We start from the raw sequence: 15,978 nt of genomic DNA, 5'->3' as shown, positions 1-15,978 counted from the left end.
CTGACTCTTCCTCAACAATGTGGCTAACATCACGCCAACGCGGCGATGTTGCCGCGGCGTTACGGAGGTGCGACGTGCTGCCAGAACGGGGACGAAACGGCCGGTTTGTCCGCGCCGGCTCCATGGGCGTTTCGCGCATCCTCGGAACCCGCACGGCATGGACCACCGTCGGCGACGGCGAGTTCTTCTGCCCCGGCTGCGGAGGCGACCGCAACTACCAGCGCCTCACCGGCCGCCGCCGCTTCACCTGCCTCGGCGTCCCGGTCCTCCCGCGCGGCGAGACGGGCCCCGTCGTCGAGTGCGCGGCCTGCGGTCACCACTACAGCGCGGACGTCCTCGACCACCCCACCACGACCCGTTTCTCGGCGATGCTCCGCGACGCCGTCCACACCGTCGCCCTCGCCGTCCTGGCCGCCGGCGGCACCTGCTCCCGTACGTCCCTGGAGACGGCCGCGAGCGCCGTCCGCTCGGCCGGCTTCGACGACTGCACCGAGGAACAGCTCGCGGCCCTCGTGGAGGCGCTCGCCGCCGACACCGGCCGGATCTTCGGGGAGCCGTGCGGGCCCGGGCTGGCCATAGAGCTCCACGAGGCCCTGGACCCGCTGGCTCCGCACCTGGCCCCCGGCGGCCGGGAGGCGATCCTCCTCCAGGGCGCCCGCATCGCCCTCGCGGACGGCCCGTACACGCCCGCCGAACGCGAGACCCTCGCGACGGTGGGCGCCGCGCTGACGATCTGCGCGGACGACGTGACGCGGTTGCTCACGGCGGCGCGTACGCCGTCGTAGGGCGCGGCTGCCGGGACGGCGTGCACGCCGCCTCAGGGCGCGGCTGCCGGATCGTGCGTACGCGGTCTCAGGGCGCGACTGCCGGGACGTGCGTACGCCGCCCCAGGGCGCCGCCATGCCGTTCCAGGACGCCCTCGCCGTACGTCCTCCCGTTACTCCCCGGGGAGTACTCCAGCCCTCCGGTCACCCTCGGCAGTACCCCCGAACTCGCCCTCCCGCGCGACGTGTTGACCCTTCCGCGCAGGGAGTCTGGTCATGGCCAGACACCCGTTCAAGGAGAGGGGGACCCCGCCATGGGGCCCGGAAAGACAACCACGCGTACGCGGCGGCGAGCCGTGCCCTGGGTGCTGCTCGGGCTCTGGGTGGGCCTGCTCGTCTTCGTGAGCCCGTTCGCGTCGAAGCTGTCCGACGTGCAGCACGACCGAGCCGTGGACTATCTGCCGGCGAGTGCGGACTCGACCCAAGTAGCCAAGATCGAGGAGCAGTTGCCGGGCGGTGAGACGACGGAGCTCGTGCTCGTCTACCACCGGGACGGCGGGCTCACCACCGCCGACCGTACGACGGCGCGGCAGCAGGTCGACGAGATCGCGGGCGCCCACCAGCTCACCGCGACGCCGAAGGGCGTGCCGTCCGAGGACGGGACCACCCTGATGTACCCGGTCACCAGCAACGAGCCCGGGACCGAGGAGCTCCGCGACGAGTTCGTGGGCGAGGTACGCGATGTCGCCAAGGGGGACCACGGGCTGAGCGTCGACGTGGGCGGCCCCGGGGCGCTGGCCACCGACGCCGGCGCGGTCTACGACTCGCTCGACGGCCCGCTGCTCTACACCACCATCGGCGTGGTCGCGATCCTGCTGATCATCATCTACCGCAGCCCACTGCTGTGGCTCGTACCGCTCGCCGTCGGCGGCGTCGCCAACTACCTCTCGATGGGCGTCGCGTACGGTCTCCACTCGGCGTTCGGCACGCCCATCTCCGGTCAGAGCACGGGCATCATGACGATCCTCGTCTTCGGCGCGGGCACCGACTACGCGCTGCTGCTCATCGCCCGTTACCGGGAGGAACTGCGGCGTGTCGAGCGGCCCTACGACGCGATGCGGGCCGCCCTGCGCGGCTGCGGCCCGGCCGTTCTCGCCTCGTCCGGCACAGTCGCCGCCGGACTGCTGTGCCTGCTCGCCGCCGACCTCAACAGCAGCCGAGGCATGGGCCCGATGGGCACCGTCGGTGTGCTGTGCGCGCTCGTCGCGATGCTGACGCTGCTGCCCGCGCTCCTGGTGCTGTTCGGCCGCCGGGTCTTCTGGCCGTTGGTGCCCGCGTTCGGGAGCCGGCCGAAGGAGCGCAGGTCCCTGTTCGCCGCGATGGGCAGTTCCGCCGGACGGCGGCCGCTGGCCGTGCTCGCGGGTGGCGTGGTCCTGCTCGGCGCCCTCGCGATGGGCATGCTGAACCTGCCCGGGGCGGTCAAGCAGGAGGACTCCTTCGTCGACAAGCCCGACGCGGTCGTCGCGATGGAGACGCTTGCCGCCGCCTATCCCGAGCACAGCACCCAGCCGATCGACGTGATCACCCCCAGCGGGCGGGCCGACGCCACGCTGGCGACGCTGCGGGACCACCAAGGCGTCGCGAGCGTCGAGCGGGGGCGCAGCGGGGACGGCTGGACGGAGATCTCCGTGGTCGCCAAGGGCGCCCCCGAGTCGGCGGCCGAGACCACCACGATCAAGTCCCTGCGCTCGGAACTCGAGGGTTCCTACGTCGGCGGTCCGAGCGCCGAACAGCTCGACCTGAAGGACACCAACTCCAGCGACATGAAAATCGTCGTGCCGCTGGTCCTCGCCTCCGTGCTGCTGATCCTGGTCGCGTTGCTGCGCAGCCTGGTCGCGCCGCTGCTGCTGGTGGCCGCCGTGGTCGCGGTATGGGGCGCGGCGCTCGGTATCGGTGGCATGGTCTTCGGCCCGGTCTTCGGGTTCGAGGGGACCGATCCGGGGCTCGGGCTGCTGTCCTTCGTCTTCCTCGTCGCCCTCGGTGTCGACTACGGGATCTTCCTGATGCACCGGATGAGGGAGGAGTCCCTGGCGGGCGCCGAACCGGTGACCGCCGCGCTCACCGCGCTGCGGACCACGGGCGGTGTCATCGCCTCCGCCGGTCTCGTCCTTGCCGCGACCTTCGGGGTCCTGCTGAACATGGGCCTGGTGCAGCTGGTCGAACTCGGCTTCGTGATCGCCGTCGGCGTACTGCTCGACACCTTCCTCGTACGGACGTACCTGGTGACCAGCGCCAGTGTCGCCCTGCGCCGGAAGGTGTGGTGGCCGGGCAAGCTCTCCCGCGAACCCGGGCCAAGCGCCGGGCCGGGCGCGGGACCCGGCGCCGGACCGACCGAACGGACCGGGCCGCCGAGGGATCCGGAACCGGTCGCCGCGCCCTGACCACCAACCCGTCCAACCCCTGAACCCCTCAACCCGTCGTACTCGATCGGGCGCCTCTCCTGCCACCTGCCGGAGAGGCGCCCCCGTACCGGAAGATGGAGCCGTGCAACAGGAACGGGGAGCGACCACAGCCGTACGCGGTGACGCGCGGCCTCGACGCGTCGACCGTGTCATGGCGGTCGTCAACCGCGACCCGCTCACCGCACCGCACCGCACCCGCAACGACGCGCTCATCGCCGTCGGTGTGGCTGCGCTTGCCGTCGCCCTCGCGCTGTTCGTCGACGACGGACGCCCGCTCGGCCCACTCGGCTGGGCCCTGCTGGTCGGCGCCCATGTGCCGCTCGTGTGGCGGCGCAGCCGTCCGCTGCTCGTGCTGCTCGCGGTGGCGGCCTGCGCCACCCCGCACCACGCCCTCGACTACAACCACTCCGTACCGATCCCCGCGACCCTCCTGGCGCTCTACACGGTCGCGGCGACCGGCACGGTACGCCGCACGCTGTTCACCGCTGTCGGCGTCCTCGGCCCGACGCTGATCGTCAACACCTTCACCAACCCGGACGGGGCACTGGAGCTCCTGCGGATCTCCGGCTGGATCATCGCGGTCCTGTTCTTCGGTGTCGACGCCCGCTTCTACCGCCAGTACGTCGCCTCCATCGTCGAGCGTGCCGAACGCGCCGAACGGACCCGCGAGGAGGAGGCCCGGCGCCGCGTCGCGGAGGAGCGGCTGCGGATCGCACGTGACCTGCACGACCTGCTCGCGCACAGCATCACCCTGATCGGCGTGCAGACGTCCGTGGCGGCCCACGTCCTCACCGCCGATCCGCAACGGCTCGACCGCGAAGCCGTCGCCCGGGTGCTGGACGACATCGCGGGGACCTGCCGGACGGCCCGGGGGGAGCTGCGTACGACGCTGGAGGTGCTGCGGGCGAACGAGGCGAGCCTGAGCGTCGGAGGGGAGCAGACGGCGGAGCCCGGCTCCGGATTCGGTTCCGTGGACGGGCGCGGGCCGCTGCCCGGGCTCGACGGGCTGGGCTCGCTCGCGGAGGCGGCCAGGGTTGCCGGGGCCAAGGTCGAACTGTCCGTCCACGCCGACGGCGTACCGCCCTCCGTGGGCGCCGCCGCCTACCGGATCGTGCAGGAGGCGCTCACCAACGCCGTACGCCACGGTGGCCGGGAGGACCTCACCGTGCGGGTGGGCCTGTGGACCGCTGACGGCGCCCTGCGGGTGAGCGTCACGGACGACGGGACGGGCGGGGACACGGGCGCGAGTGGCTCGGCGGGCCCGTCCGGCGGCACGCCGGGGTTCGGGCTCGTCGGGATGCGGGAGCGGGCCCGTAGCGTGGGCGGCACACTGGACGCCGGACCGGGCCCCACCGCGGGCTTCGAAGTGACTGCCGAGCTACCGCTGCCCCGGGAGGAGCCCTGATGACGGCCCCGATGCCGATCCGCGTCCTGCTCGCCGACGACCAGACCCTCGTACGGGCCTCCTTCGCGATGCTCGTCTCGTCGGCCGGGGACATGGAGGTCGTCGCCGAGGCGGGGACCGGGCGGGAGGCCGTGGAGCTGGCCCGGTCGGCGCGGGCCGATCTCGTCGTGATGGACATCCGCATGCCCGACCTGGACGGGATCGAGGCGACCCGGCTCATCGCCGCCGACGAGGATCTCGCGGGTGTGAAGGTGCTCGTCCTGACGACGTACGACACCGACGAGCACATCGTCGAGGCACTGCGGGCCGGGGCGTCCGGCTTCCTCGTGAAGGACATCAGGCCGGCCGAACTCCTCGACGCCATAAGGACGGTGGCCGCGGGGGAGTCCCTCCTCTCGCCCGGCCCCACCTCGCGGCTCATCGCCCGCTTCCTGCGCGCGCCGGACACCGCGACGACCTCCGCGATGGGCGGGCCGAGCGGGCTCTCCGAGCGGGAACGGCAGGTGCTCGCGCTGGTCGCGCGCGGTCTCAACAACACGGAGATCGCCGACGCGTTGGGACTCAGTCCGCTGACCTCGAAGACCCATGTCAGCCGGATCATGGGCAAGTTGGGGGCGCGGGACCGGGCGCAGCTGGTGATCGTGGCGTACGAGTCGGGGCTTGTGATACCTGGGGCCGTCTGAGCTTCGGGCCCGTCACTTCGGAGGTTCCTCAACTTCCTTTAGCTGCAAGGGCATTGCTCTGTCGCTCGGTGCGCACTAGTTTCTCGCCTCTCAGGACATCCCACGTCCCATGTCTCGCCATGCCCGCCGTCTCACGTCTGCTGCCTTACGCCCGCCGTCTCACGTCCGTCTCTGTGTGTCCTCAGGAGAAACCGTGGCTTCCTCGCGTTGTCGTCGTCTTCGTCCTCGTTCGATCGTCCTTGCCGGTGTCGCGGGGCTCGTTGCCGGACTCGCCTCCGGAATCGCGTCCACCGGTACCGCGTTCGCCGCGGAACGGCCGTCGCGGGGGTGCGTCTCCTCCGTTCCGTACGCGGCCGGGCAGCACGGGTACGACACCTACCGCATCCCCGCCACCGTGACGACCCGGACCGGTGCCGTGCTCGCCTTCGCCGAGGGCAGGCGTGACGGTGCCGGGGACACCGGGAACATCGACGTCGTCCTCAGACGGTCCTTCGACGGTGGCTGCACCTGGGGGCCGCTGTCCGTCGTCGCGGCCGGGAAGGGGGACACGCGCGGCAATCCTGCGCCCGTCGTCGACCCCCGTACCGGGAAGGTCGTCCTCCTCACGTCCTACAACAGCGGTGCTGTGACCGAGGCGCAGATCATGCGCGGGGAGGTCACCGCCGAGCAGAGCCGACGGGTCTTCGTGCAGACCAGCCGGGACGACGGGCGTCGCTTCAGCGCGCCCCGGGACATCACCGGGGCGGTGAAGCCGCCGGGGTGGCGGTGGTATGCCACCGGGCCCGGGCATGCGGTGGCTTTGACCCGGGGGCCGTACGCCGGGCGGCTCGTCGTCCCCTCCAACCACTCGGCCTCGCCGTCGGCCGGCTCCGCCGACACCGGGCAGGAGGCCAAGTACTACGGAGCGCATGCGATCTACAGCGACGACGGTGGGGTGACCTGGCGGGTCGGGTTCGTGGACGACTCGTACGACGGGGTGGACAACGCGAACGAGAGTGCCGTGGCCCAACTGCCCGACGGGCGGCTGTACTTCAGCTCCCGGGATCAGCACGGGAGCAGTGCGGGGAACCGGCTCGACAGCTACTCCAGTGACGGGGGTGTGACGCTCGACCGGCCCTATCTGGTCCAGCCGACGCTCGATGACGTGCCTGTCGTTCAGGGCAGTGTTCTCCAGCTGGTGGGCAGTGGTGGTCGGGGGGTGGGGGCTCCGTTGCTCTTCTCCGGGCCGTCCGTGCCCACGGTTCGCCGGTCCATGGCGGTCTGGCGCAGCGCGGACGCCGGGCACTCCTTCACCAAGGCGAAGACGCTCTCCATGCTGCCGGCCGCGTACTCCGACCTTGTGCAGCTGGGGTCCGACCGGGTGGGGGTCCTTTATGAGACGGGGGCCGCGGGGACGTACGAGGGGATCGAGTTCCGGCGGGTGCGGGTGGGCGAGCTGCGGGGGTAGGGGGTTTTTCTCGCCCCCGCCGCCCCTTCCCATTCCCGTCCCTTTTCGGGGGCCAGCCCCCGAACCCCCGCTCCTCAAACGCCGGAGGGGCTAGATTTTCCGCGGCCCGGGCCGACACCTTCAGCCCGTCCGGCGTTTGAGGACGAGCGCGCCAGCGCGACAGGGGGGTCTGGGGGCGCAGCCCCCAGGGACGGGACGGGAAGGGGCGGCGGGGGCGAAAAAAAGCCCTACAACAACCCCGCCCCCGCCAAGAACTTCCCCACCCCTTCGATCTCCTCCGCAGACAGCGGGACCTGCGGCTCCGCCGTCGCCGGGCAGGCGATGATGCCACGCAGATGCAGGGCGGCCTTGAACGCACCGAGCGCCGACGAGCTACCCCCCATCCGCCCCGCATCCCCCACCCGCACCATCCCGAACAACGCACACAACCGCTCCTGCTCGGCCCGGGCCCGCTCCCAGTCCCCCTCACGGCAGAGCCGGTACAGCCGTACGTACCCGTGCGGATCCACGTTCGCGAGCCCCGGCACCGCCCCGTCCGCCCCCATCGCCAACGCGCTGTCCACGACGAGCTCGGACCCGGTGAGCACCGAGAACCCGGAGACCCCGGGATGCGCTCGCGCCCCGGTCACCACGGCCCGGAAACCCCCCTCGTCCCCGCTGGAGTCCTTGAGCCCGGCCAGCACCCCCTCCGCCGCCAGCTCCAGCACCGACTCGGCGCCCAGCTTGGAGTGGACGGCGACCGGGAGGTCGTACGCGAACACCGGCACCGGAGAGCGCGCGGCGATCAACCGGTAGTGGCGGGCGATCTCCGCCGGGTGCGTACGGGTGTAGAAGGGGGCCGTCGCGACCACCGCGTCGGCGCCTGCCTCCGTCACGTACCGGACGTGGTCCAGGACTCGCGGGGTCGTCATGTCGATCGCCCCGGCGAGTACGGGGAGTTGGCCGGACACATGGCCCACCACCGACTCGACGACCAGCCGACGGTGACGGTCCGTCAGGTAAGCCGCCTCCGACGAGGAACCCAGGACGAACAGGCCGTCCACCCCGCCGCCCACCAGGTGGTCGACCAGCCTCAGCAACGACGGGACGTCCACCTCGCGGTCCGGAGTCAGGGGCGTGCAGACGGGCGGTACGACACCGGTCAGCGGGGCGGGAATGGTCATCAAGGCTCCCTAGGGCTGCTTCTCTGTGGCGATGTCGGCCATGGCGGTGGCCTCCGGAACAGTGGTGACGGCCTGTGCGACCAGGTCACGGGTCGACTGGCCGTCCTCCACAGGATGGTGGCACCGGAACCGGTGCCCGGGACTCGACGCGGCCGCGAAGTCCGGCATCGTCCCGGCACAGACCGGGTCCGCCTTCCAGCAGCGGGTGCGGAAGGGGCAGCCGCTGGGCGGGCGCGTCGCCGACGGTACCGGGCCCACCAGCGGGATCGGGTCGATCGGGTCCAACAGGCCCGGCGTCGCCGAGAAGAGGGCCCGCGTGTACGGGTGCCGGGACCCGTCCGTCACCGCGTCGGCCGGGGACTCCTCGACGATCCGGCCGAGGTACATGGTGATGACCCGGTCGCTCATCCTCCGTACGGTCTGGATGTCGTGGGAGACGAACACCAGGGCCAGGCCCAGCCGTTCCTTCAGGTCGAGGAGGAGGTTGAGGATCTGGGCGCGGACCGACACGTCCAGCGCGCTCGTCGGCTCGTCCGCGATCACCAGGTCGGGGTCGAGGGCCAACGCCCGTGCGATGGCGACCCGTTGGCGCTGGCCGCCCGACAGCTGTCCGGGGAGTCCGTCCGCCAGCGCCTTGGGCAGGCCAACCAGGGACATCAACTCCCGTACGCGGTCCTCCCGTTGCCGGGGCGTTCCCCGCCGGTGCACGTCGAGGGGGTCGCGCAGGATCTGGCGTACCGTCAGGCGGCGGTTCAGGGCGGTCGACGGGTCCTGGAAGATCATGCCGGTGCCCGCGCCCACCGCGATCCGCCGTTCGGCCGGTGGCATCGTCCACAGGTCGCCGCCCCGGAAGGACACCGTGCCGGACGTCGGCCGCTGCACCCCCACCAGCACCTTGGCAAGCGTCGACTTGCCGCAGCCGGACTCCCCGACGACGCCCACCGTCTCGCCGGGCGCGATGGTGAGGTCGGCGCCGGTGAGGGCGTACACCCGGTCGCGTGCGAACAGGCCGCCGGTGCGCGCCTTGTGGACGACGTGTGCGTCGGACAGCACCACGAGGGGGCTCTCGGGGCGGCTCACTTCATGGCCATCGGCAGGCTGGGTCATCTCACGGCCTCGCTTCCGTCGGCTCGGCCGGCCCTGTTGATTCGGTCGGGCCGGTCGAGGCCGTGGGCATGGTCAGGGCGATCGCCGGGTGGTGGCAGGCGACCTCGTGGCGGCGCGGCGGGCCCGTCAGTCGCGGAGCCGTCGTACGGCACGCGTCCGTCACCAGCGGGCAGCGGTCGGCGAACCGGCAGCCCGCCGGGAAGTCGGCGGGCGACGGTACGACTCCCTTGATCTGCGTCATCCGCTCGGCCGCCGACTCAAGGGACAGGACGCTGCCCAGCAGCCCGCGCGTGTAGTGGTGCGAGGGGGATTCGACGAGGTCCGCCGTCACGCCCGACTCCACGATCTGGCCGCCGTACATCACGACCACCCGGTCGGTGACGTCCGCGATGAGGGCCAGGTCGTGCGAGACGAGGACGAGTGCGAAGTCCAGTTCGGCGCGCAGCCGCAGCAGCAGCTCCATGATCTGCGCCTGCACGGTGACGTCGAGGGCGGTCGTCGGTTCGTCGGCGACGATCAGCTTGGGGTCGCGGGAGAGCGCCATGGCGATGAGGACGCGCTGACGCTGGCCGCCGGAGAGTTCGTGCGGGTAGCTGCGCAGGGTGCGTTCCGGGTCCAGGCCGACCAGTTCGAGGAGTTCGGTGGCCGTGCGCGTGCCGCCCCTCCTCACAACCTGCTTGAGCTGGGCGCGGATTGTCATCGCCGGGTTCAGGGAGGAGAGGGCGTCCTGGTAGATCATCGCCATCTCGTGGCCGAGGAGCTTGCGGCGTACGCTCATCGGCTCGCCCACCAACTGCCGCTGGTTGAACCGTACTTGGCCGCGCACCCGGGCGCCCTTCGGCTCCAGGCCCATCACGGCGAGCGCGGTCAGCGACTTGCCGCAGCCCGACTCGCCCACCAGGCCCAGGACTTCACCGGGCTGTACGTCGAAACTGATGCCGTCGACGATGTCCACACCCCCGTGGCGGGCATCGAATCCGATGGCCAGGTTCTCGACACTCAGCACCGGTTGGCCCTCGGGCAGAGGGCGTGCCCGGGCGCGCAGCCGCTGGGCCGCCTCCGTCAGTCCCGGCAGTTCGAGGACCTTGCCGCTGCCGGGCTCGGGCGCCTCAAGGCGGTCCTCCTCCTCGCGTGCCTCGACGTCCCGGGCGGCCGGCGCCGCCCACGCGTCCGAGACGCCCTCGGAGAGGATGTTCAGCGACAGCACGGTGAACAGCATCAGCAGACCGGGGAAGACGGTCGCCCACCAACCGCCGGTCAGCACCATGTTCTTGCCGTCCGCGATGACACTGCCCCAGGACGGGTCCGGCGGCCGCACACCCGCGCCGATGAAGGACAGCGACGCCTCGAAGACGATCGCCTCGGCGACCTGCACCGTGCAGAACACGAGGACCGGAGCGGCGCAGTTGACGGCCACGTGCCGCCACACGATGTGCGGTGTACGCGCTCCTATGACCCGCTCGGCCGTCACGTAGTCCTCGCCGTACTGGTCCATCACGTTGGCCCGTACGACCCGTGCCATCGGCGGCATGTAGAGGAACGCGATCGCGCCGATGAGGATCGGGATGCTGCCGCCGAACACCGCGACGAAGACGGCCGCGAGCGCGATGCCCGGGAAGGCCATGACGATGTCGAGGCAGCGCATCAGCGTCTCGTCGACCGCCTTGCGCGAGGTCGCCGCGATCGCGCCGATGAGCGCCCCCACGACGAGCGCGAGCCCGGTCGCGCCGAGGCCGATCGCCAGGGACCAACGGGCCCCGTACATCAGCCTGCTGAGGATGTCGCGGCCCAGGCTGTCCTGCCCCATCCAGTGCTCGCCGGACGGTGCGCCCTCGCCGTTGCCGTTGTCGACCAGGGTCGCCTGGTCGAGCGGGTCGTGCGGGGCGATCAGCGGGGCGAGCAGGGCCGTGAGGACGACGATCCCGATGACCACGACCGCGATCCGCGAGATCAGGGGGAGCCGCCTGAAGCCCCTGAGGCGGATGCCGGGCAGGGAGAGCTTCTCCGCCAGCCGCTTCCGGTACATCAGCATCATGCTTCGGCACTCCTCAGACGCGGGTTGACCAGCAGATAGAGGATGTCGATGACGAGGTTCACGACCACGAACCCGAAGGCGATCGTGAGCACACCGCCCTGCACGACGGCCGGATCACCGTTCTTCACGGCGTCGATCATGAGCTTTCCCATCCCCGGCAGATTGAAGATCGTCTCGATGACGACCGCACCGCCGAGCAGATAGCCGACCCGCAGACCCAGGACGGTCAGCGGGTTCATCAGGGCGTTGCGCAGCACGTTCCGCCCGACCACGACCACCGGCGGCAGCCCGCTGCCGATCGCCGTCCGTACGTAGTCCTTGTCCAGCTCCTCGACCACCGCCGTGCGGACGATCCGGGTGAGCTGGGCGGCGACCGGCAGCGACAGCGCCAGCGCGGGCAGCGTCATCGTCTTCAGCCAGCCCGTGAACGAGTCGGCCGGGTTCACGTAGCCGCTGGTCGGGAACCAGCCCAGGTCCACGGCCAGGTACTGGATCATCAGCAGCGCCAGCCAGAAGCCGGGCGCCGCGACACCGGTCAGGGAGACGACCCGGATCAGCTGGTCCGGGAAACGGTCCCGGTAGATCGCCGCGGTGACCCCGCCGACCAGCGACAGCACCACCGCGATGCCCAGGCCCAGGAAGGTCAGCTGCATGGTGAGCGGCAGCGCGGTGGTGACCTGGTCGACGACCGGCGCCCGCGTCAGCGCGCTGACTCCCATGTCACCCCGGATCAGGTCCCCGACGAAGTCGAAGTACCGCACCGGGAACGGATCCAGCAGTCCGTTGCGCTCCCGGAAGTCGTGCAGCTGCTGCTCGGTCGGGTTCGCGCCCTGGAAGTACGCGGACGCCGGATCGCTGTCCGAGAACCGCATCACGACGAACACGAACAGAATGATCCCGAGCATCAACGGCACGAGCAGGACGATCCGCCGCCCAAGAATTCTGACGATCGCGACCACGGATTCTTCTCTCCTCGCCGTTTCGGACTAGACCCACTTCGCCTGGAGAACGTTTATCCCCGGATACGGCTGAGGCCGAATACCCGAAAGGTCCCTGGAATCCCACGCGGTCATCAACTCGTTGTGGATCACCGGATAGATCACGGCATTCTCCGCGACGATGTCGATGTACTCCTGCGTCATCGACTTCTTCTTCTCCGCGTCCGGCTCCCGCGTGGCCTGATCCATTCGCTTGAACAGATCCTTCGCCACGGAGTTGTTCTCCCAGCGGGCATACCGCATCCAGGTGTTCCCGGGCCCGTAGTTGTAGTGCATGATCAGATCCGCGTCGAGACCGAACTGGTTCGGATTGGACGCGGCGGCGACGACCTGGAAATCCTTCTTCTGGTCGAGCTTCGTGAACAGCGCGGCCGTTTCCTGCGGTTCGAGGGTCGTCTTGACGCCGATCGCGTCCCAGGAGGCCTTGATGGTCGGCAGACAGTCCACGATCCAGCTCACGTTGACCGCCATCAGACTGACCGTGAGCCCGCTGACCCCGGCCTCCTTCAGGAGCGCCTTGGCCTTGTCCGGGTCGTACTCGTAGACGGTCTTCGCCTTCCGGTACGTCGGATTCCCCTCGTTGAGATACGACGACGCCGGCTTTCCGTGACCGCGCAGCGCGGCCCGGATCATCTTCTCCTTGTCGATGGCGTAGTGCATCGCCTGCCGCACCCGCACGTCGTCGAAGGGTTTGTGGGCGGTGTTGAAGAGGAGGAAGATGTGGTTCATTCCCGCCCCGCCCTCGACCTTCAGGCCGCCCTTCGCCAGCTGGGAGATATTGGCGTACGGAATGTTGTCGGAGATCTGCGCACCCGCGCTCGAACCCGAGATCTTCGCGACGCGCGGCGCGGCGTCCACGATCGTCAGCCAGTTCATCTTCTTGAACGCGGCCTTGCGCGGGCCGTTGTAGTCGGCGAACGCCTCGAAGGTGGTGTTGGACTTCGGGTGGTGGGCGGCCTGCCGGTACGGGCCGGAGCCGATCGCCTTTCCCGTCGTCGCCTCGTCCAGCGCACCAGCCTTCGAGAACACGTGCTTCGGCATGATTTTCGCGAGGGTGAGCCGCTGGGCCCCGTCGGGGAAGGGGAACTTGAGAACGAGTTCCACCGATTTCTCGTCGACCTTCTTCACCTCCTTCAGCCAGGACGCGAAGAAGTTCCTGGCGAGTGTCGTGGTCCTCGGATCCAGTACGCGCTCATAGGTGAAGACCACGTCGTCGGCGGTGACGGGCTGTCCGTCGTGCCACTTCGCGCTCTCGCGGAGCGTGAACTTCCAGGTCGTCGCCCGGAGATCCGCCGGAATCGCCGTCGCGAGCGCCGCGTACGGCTCACGGCTGATCGGATCGGTGTCCAGCAGCCCCTCGTAGATGTGGTGGTTGCCGGCCATCGCGAAGGCCGAGGCGGTCATCAGCGGGTCCCAGCTCTGGTCGTTGCCGTAGCCGATGACCGCGGTGAGCGTCCGGTCGGCGCCCTCGCCCCCGCCTCCCGTCTCGTTCGTGGACTCCGGTCCCGACGAGCAGGCGGAGAGCGTCGAGCTGATCGCGGCGGCGGCGCCCAGCGCGCCGGAGTACTTCAGGAACGACCGGCGGTGCAGCGCCGGTGCGTGGGTCGCGTCGCGCACGGTTCCTCCAGCAAGGGGTGGGAGATACGACGTCCTACGTCATAGGTGCAGCGTGACCATAAGAGGGCGCGTGGGGGTGGTCAAGGGAGCGCGCACGAATGCCGTTTCTTCCAGAGGTGCGACCAATGTCGCCCTGGAATGCACGGAGTTGACGGGCGGTCAATCACCGATTGACGCACCGATTGACGCACCGATTGACGCACCGGTTGGCGCATCGATTGACGGCCGATCCTGTCTGGAGGTGGGACGTGGGATGTCTCGCGCGCGTACGATGCGGCGCATGTCTGAGCGGCGCGTATCCGACGACCCCAGGAACGACAGCCCGAGCAGCGAAGGCCGGCCCAAGGACGACGGGCCCAAGGAGGCTGGTCCCAAAGGCGCCGGCCCCCGGAAATCCGTCCCCCGGGCGCGCTCGGTCCGTGAGCCGCGGGTGAGCAGCCAGATCCGGCGCGAGGTCATGCAGCTGATTCTCGACCGCAGGCTCCGGGCCGGTGCGCCCCTGCCCACCGAGGCCGAACTGATGGAGTCCCTCGGCGTCAGCCGCAACTCCGTCCGCGAGGCCCTCAAGGCACTCCAGGCCCTCGACATCGTGGAGATCAGACACGGCTACGGTACCTACGTCGGCGAGGCGTCACTGACCCCGCTCGTGGACGGCCTCACCTTCCGCACGTTGGCCCAACAGGGCGACGACACAGGCGCGTTGGCCGAAATACTCCAGATCCGTGAGGTCTTGGAGGAGGGGCTGGTCCGGCGGGTCGCGGGCAAGCTCTCGGACGCGGAGCTGGCGCGGCTGGAGGCCGTGGTGGCACGGATGGAGGAGGCGGGCCGGGCAGGCCGTCCGTTCCCCGAACTCGACCGCGAATTCCACGAGTTGCTGTACGCGTCACTCGGAAACGCCTTGGTGCCCCAGCTGTTGGGCGCCTTCTGGACCGTGTTCCGGCGGGTCGCCGGTGTGCGGGGCTGGACGGACGATCCGACGCCCGGCGTGACCGTCCGCCGCCATCGTGACATCGTGATCGCTTTGAGAGCGGGAGACGTGGAGGGGGCGCAGAAGGCGATGGCGGATCATTTCCGCGGTATCGAGGCGCGGGCCGCGCAGGAGTCACGGGGGGTCGGATGAGCGGGAGTTGGGACGACGGGGCGGCCGGCGTGTTGCGGCTGCCGTCCGGGCGGCTGGTGCGGGGTCGGGGGCTGCGGCACGGGCTCGACCCCTCGGCGGTCCCACCGACGTACGGCCTCTATCTCCTCGGCAAGCAGCCGCCCGAAGTCCCTTGGGACACACGGTGGTTGAAGTGGCCGGACTTCTGGCTGCCCCGGGACAAGGAGGGCGCGCGGAAGGTCCTCACGGAGACCTGGGGGCGGGCCGCGGACTCCGGCGAGCGCGTCGAGGTCGCCTGCGGGGGCGGCCGCGGACGGACCGGCACGGCACTGGCCTGCCTCGCCGTCCTGGACGGCGTACCACCCGAGGAGGCCGTGGAGTTCGTACGACGGAACTACGACCGCCACGCCGTGGAGACACCGTGGCAGCGAACGTACGTACGTCGGTTCCAGTAGGGAGGCAGCGGGGCCCGTTTCAGTAGGGCGAGGCAACTGTCGCGAGAGTCCCAGCGACACGCCGTGAACACGGCGTGTCGCTGGGACTCGCCGCCCACTTACCGCCGATGCCGGGCGGGCTGCTGAGCAGTCCGTGGCTGGCCGGGTTCACGGGCGGGTGGCGCGGAAACGGACGGCACCGGAGTCTGGGTGCCGGTCCACCGACACGTCGGCGAAGCCCGCCTTGGCGAGGCGGTCCGGAAGGCCGGCCGGATCCACCGTGTTCATCGTGTCCCGGAAGTGCAGCACCCGGAACCGGAAACTCGGCTGGCTGTCGCACCCGGCGAAGACACCGCCGGGGCGCAGCACACGGTGCGCCTCCGCGAAGATGCGGTCCTGCTGGGCGGCCGTCGGCACGTGGTGGAGCATCACGAAGCAGACGACGGAGGAGAAGCTCTCGTCCGGCAGCGGCATCGCGGCTCCGTCGGCGTGCAGGATCGTGGCCCGGTCGCCCCACCTCCCCTCCAGCAGGGCGGCGGTGCCCTCGTCGATCTCGACGGCCGTGACACGGGGGACCTGTTCGATCAGTACGCGGAGATTCGCGCCGTAGCCCGGACCGATCTCCAGTACGTCGTCGCCGAGGGGCGCGTCCGCCAGGGCCCAGGGGAGGATGTGGTCCCTGGTCGTCAGGGCCCACTTCTCGGAGCTGCACAGCTTGCGGTGTGCTCGGTTCATCGGCATGAGGCGACGGTACGAGCGGGGCG

The 15,978-nt window shown here is 70.4% G+C and carries 13 protein-coding genes; 7 read left to right on the top strand and 6 right to left on the bottom strand.

The features are described from left to right. Positions 1–74 precede the first annotated feature (74 nt). From ACH4YP_RS20805 to ACH4YP_RS20785, 5 genes are all read left to right on the top strand, one after another. Positions 75–785 (top strand): TerB family tellurite resistance protein, encoded by a 711-nt coding sequence (locus ACH4YP_RS20805; RefSeq protein ID WP_361068308.1) that lies wholly within the window; start codon positions 75–77, stop codon positions 783–785. A 293-nt stretch (positions 786–1,078) separates the two neighbouring features. Continuing rightward, positions 1,079–3,205 carry an MMPL family transporter gene (locus ACH4YP_RS20800; RefSeq protein WP_398491680.1) on the top strand — a complete coding sequence of 709 codons (2,127 nt, stop codon included), beginning with the start codon at positions 1,079–1,081 and terminating at the stop codon, positions 3,203–3,205. Between the two features lie 172 nt (positions 3,206–3,377). Next, the gene (locus ACH4YP_RS20795) at positions 3,378–4,631 is read left to right on the top strand and encodes a sensor histidine kinase (RefSeq protein ID WP_398491819.1); all 1,254 of its coding nucleotides are present in this window, start codon (positions 3,378–3,380) and stop codon (positions 4,629–4,631) included. Continuing rightward, on the top strand, positions 4,631–5,314 hold the full coding sequence (locus ACH4YP_RS20790; protein WP_361068313.1) for a response regulator transcription factor: 684 nt from the start codon (positions 4,631–4,633) through the stop codon (positions 5,312–5,314). Before ACH4YP_RS20795 ends, ACH4YP_RS20790 begins: the two co-directional genes overlap by 1 nt. A gap of 280 nt (positions 5,315–5,594) precedes the next feature. After that, positions 5,595–6,761 carry a sialidase family protein gene (locus ACH4YP_RS20785; RefSeq protein ID WP_361068322.1) on the top strand — a complete coding sequence of 389 codons (1,167 nt, stop codon included), beginning with the start codon at positions 5,595–5,597 and terminating at the stop codon, positions 6,759–6,761. A gap of 227 nt (positions 6,762–6,988) precedes the next feature. On the opposite strand, the gene ACH4YP_RS20780 is transcribed toward ACH4YP_RS20785, so the two are convergent. The 5 genes from ACH4YP_RS20780 to ACH4YP_RS20760 are packed head-to-tail and all read right to left on the bottom strand — an operon-like array spanning position 6,989 to position 13,681. Further along, on the bottom strand, positions 6,989–7,924 hold the full coding sequence (locus ACH4YP_RS20780) for a dihydrodipicolinate synthase family protein (RefSeq protein ID WP_361066993.1): 936 nt from the start codon (positions 7,922–7,924) through the stop codon (positions 6,989–6,991). 9 nt (positions 7,925–7,933) lie between these two features. Continuing rightward, entirely contained in the window at positions 7,934–9,031 is a 1,098-nt protein-coding gene (locus tag ACH4YP_RS20775; protein WP_361066996.1) for an ABC transporter ATP-binding protein, read from the bottom strand. A gap of 1 nt (position 9,032) precedes the next feature. Then, on the bottom strand, positions 9,033–11,063 hold the full coding sequence (locus ACH4YP_RS20770; protein ID WP_361067087.1) for a dipeptide/oligopeptide/nickel ABC transporter permease/ATP-binding protein: 2,031 nt from the start codon (positions 11,061–11,063) through the stop codon (positions 9,033–9,035). Continuing rightward, positions 11,063–12,025, bottom strand: coding sequence for an ABC transporter permease (locus ACH4YP_RS20765; RefSeq protein WP_398491677.1), 963 nt, complete (start codon positions 12,023–12,025; stop codon positions 11,063–11,065). The genes ACH4YP_RS20770 and ACH4YP_RS20765 overlap by 1 nt, the downstream gene beginning before the upstream one ends. 27 nt (positions 12,026–12,052) lie before the next feature. Next, positions 12,053–13,681, bottom strand: a complete 1,629-nt coding sequence (locus ACH4YP_RS20760) for an ABC transporter substrate-binding protein (protein ID WP_361067001.1) — start codon at positions 13,679–13,681, stop codon at positions 12,053–12,055. A gap of 457 nt (positions 13,682–14,138) precedes the next feature. Between ACH4YP_RS20760 and ACH4YP_RS20755 the strand changes: the two genes are divergently transcribed. Together ACH4YP_RS20755 and ACH4YP_RS20750 are read left to right on the top strand one after the other, a co-directional pair. Next, positions 14,139–14,801 (top strand): FadR/GntR family transcriptional regulator, encoded by a 663-nt coding sequence (locus ACH4YP_RS20755; protein ID WP_398491817.1) that lies wholly within the window; start codon positions 14,139–14,141, stop codon positions 14,799–14,801. Next, entirely contained in the window at positions 14,798–15,235 is a 438-nt protein-coding gene (locus tag ACH4YP_RS20750) for a protein phosphatase (protein WP_361067007.1), read from the top strand. Before ACH4YP_RS20755 ends, ACH4YP_RS20750 begins: the two co-directional genes overlap by 4 nt. Positions 15,236–15,382: 147 nt before the next feature. Here the strand turns inward: ACH4YP_RS20750 and ACH4YP_RS20745 are convergent, their stop codons facing one another. After that, positions 15,383–15,955: a class I SAM-dependent methyltransferase gene (locus tag ACH4YP_RS20745; RefSeq protein WP_361067010.1), complete on the bottom strand. Its 573-nt coding sequence runs from the start codon at positions 15,953–15,955 to the stop codon at positions 15,383–15,385. Positions 15,956–15,978: the final 23 nt, after the last annotated feature.

It is taken from the genome of Streptomyces sp. NPDC020747 (assembly GCF_044334695.1).
Lineage (GTDB): Bacteria > Actinomycetota > Actinomycetes > Streptomycetales > Streptomycetaceae > Streptomyces.
Note: the sequence above shows the minus strand (reverse complement) of the source record. Positions and strands in the feature narration are given on the sequence as shown.

Excerpts from the sequence above, each read along its gene's own strand:
- ACH4YP_RS20800 (WP_398491680.1), top strand. The coding sequence starts at position 1,079 with ATGGGGCCCGGAAAGACAACCACGCGTACGCGGCGGCGAGCCGTGCCC.
- ACH4YP_RS20795 (WP_398491819.1), top strand. The coding sequence starts at position 3,378 with ATGGCGGTCGTCAACCGCGACCCGCTCACCGCACCGCACCGCACCCGC.
- ACH4YP_RS20790 (WP_361068313.1), top strand. The coding sequence starts at position 4,631 with ATGACGGCCCCGATGCCGATCCGCGTCCTGCTCGCCGACGACCAGACC.
- ACH4YP_RS20780 (WP_361066993.1), bottom strand. The coding sequence starts at position 7,924 with ATGACCATTCCCGCCCCGCTGACCGGTGTCGTACCGCCCGTCTGCACG.
- ACH4YP_RS20775 (WP_361066996.1), bottom strand. The coding sequence starts at position 9,031 with ATGACCCAGCCTGCCGATGGCCATGAAGTGAGCCGCCCCGAGAGCCCC.
- ACH4YP_RS20770 (WP_361067087.1), bottom strand. The coding sequence starts at position 11,063 with ATGCTGATGTACCGGAAGCGGCTGGCGGAGAAGCTCTCCCTGCCCGGC.
- ACH4YP_RS20755 (WP_398491817.1), top strand. The coding sequence starts at position 14,139 with ATGCAGCTGATTCTCGACCGCAGGCTCCGGGCCGGTGCGCCCCTGCCC.
- ACH4YP_RS20750 (WP_361067007.1), top strand. The coding sequence starts at position 14,798 with ATGAGCGGGAGTTGGGACGACGGGGCGGCCGGCGTGTTGCGGCTGCCG.
- ACH4YP_RS20745 (WP_361067010.1), bottom strand. The coding sequence starts at position 15,955 with ATGCCGATGAACCGAGCACACCGCAAGCTGTGCAGCTCCGAGAAGTGG.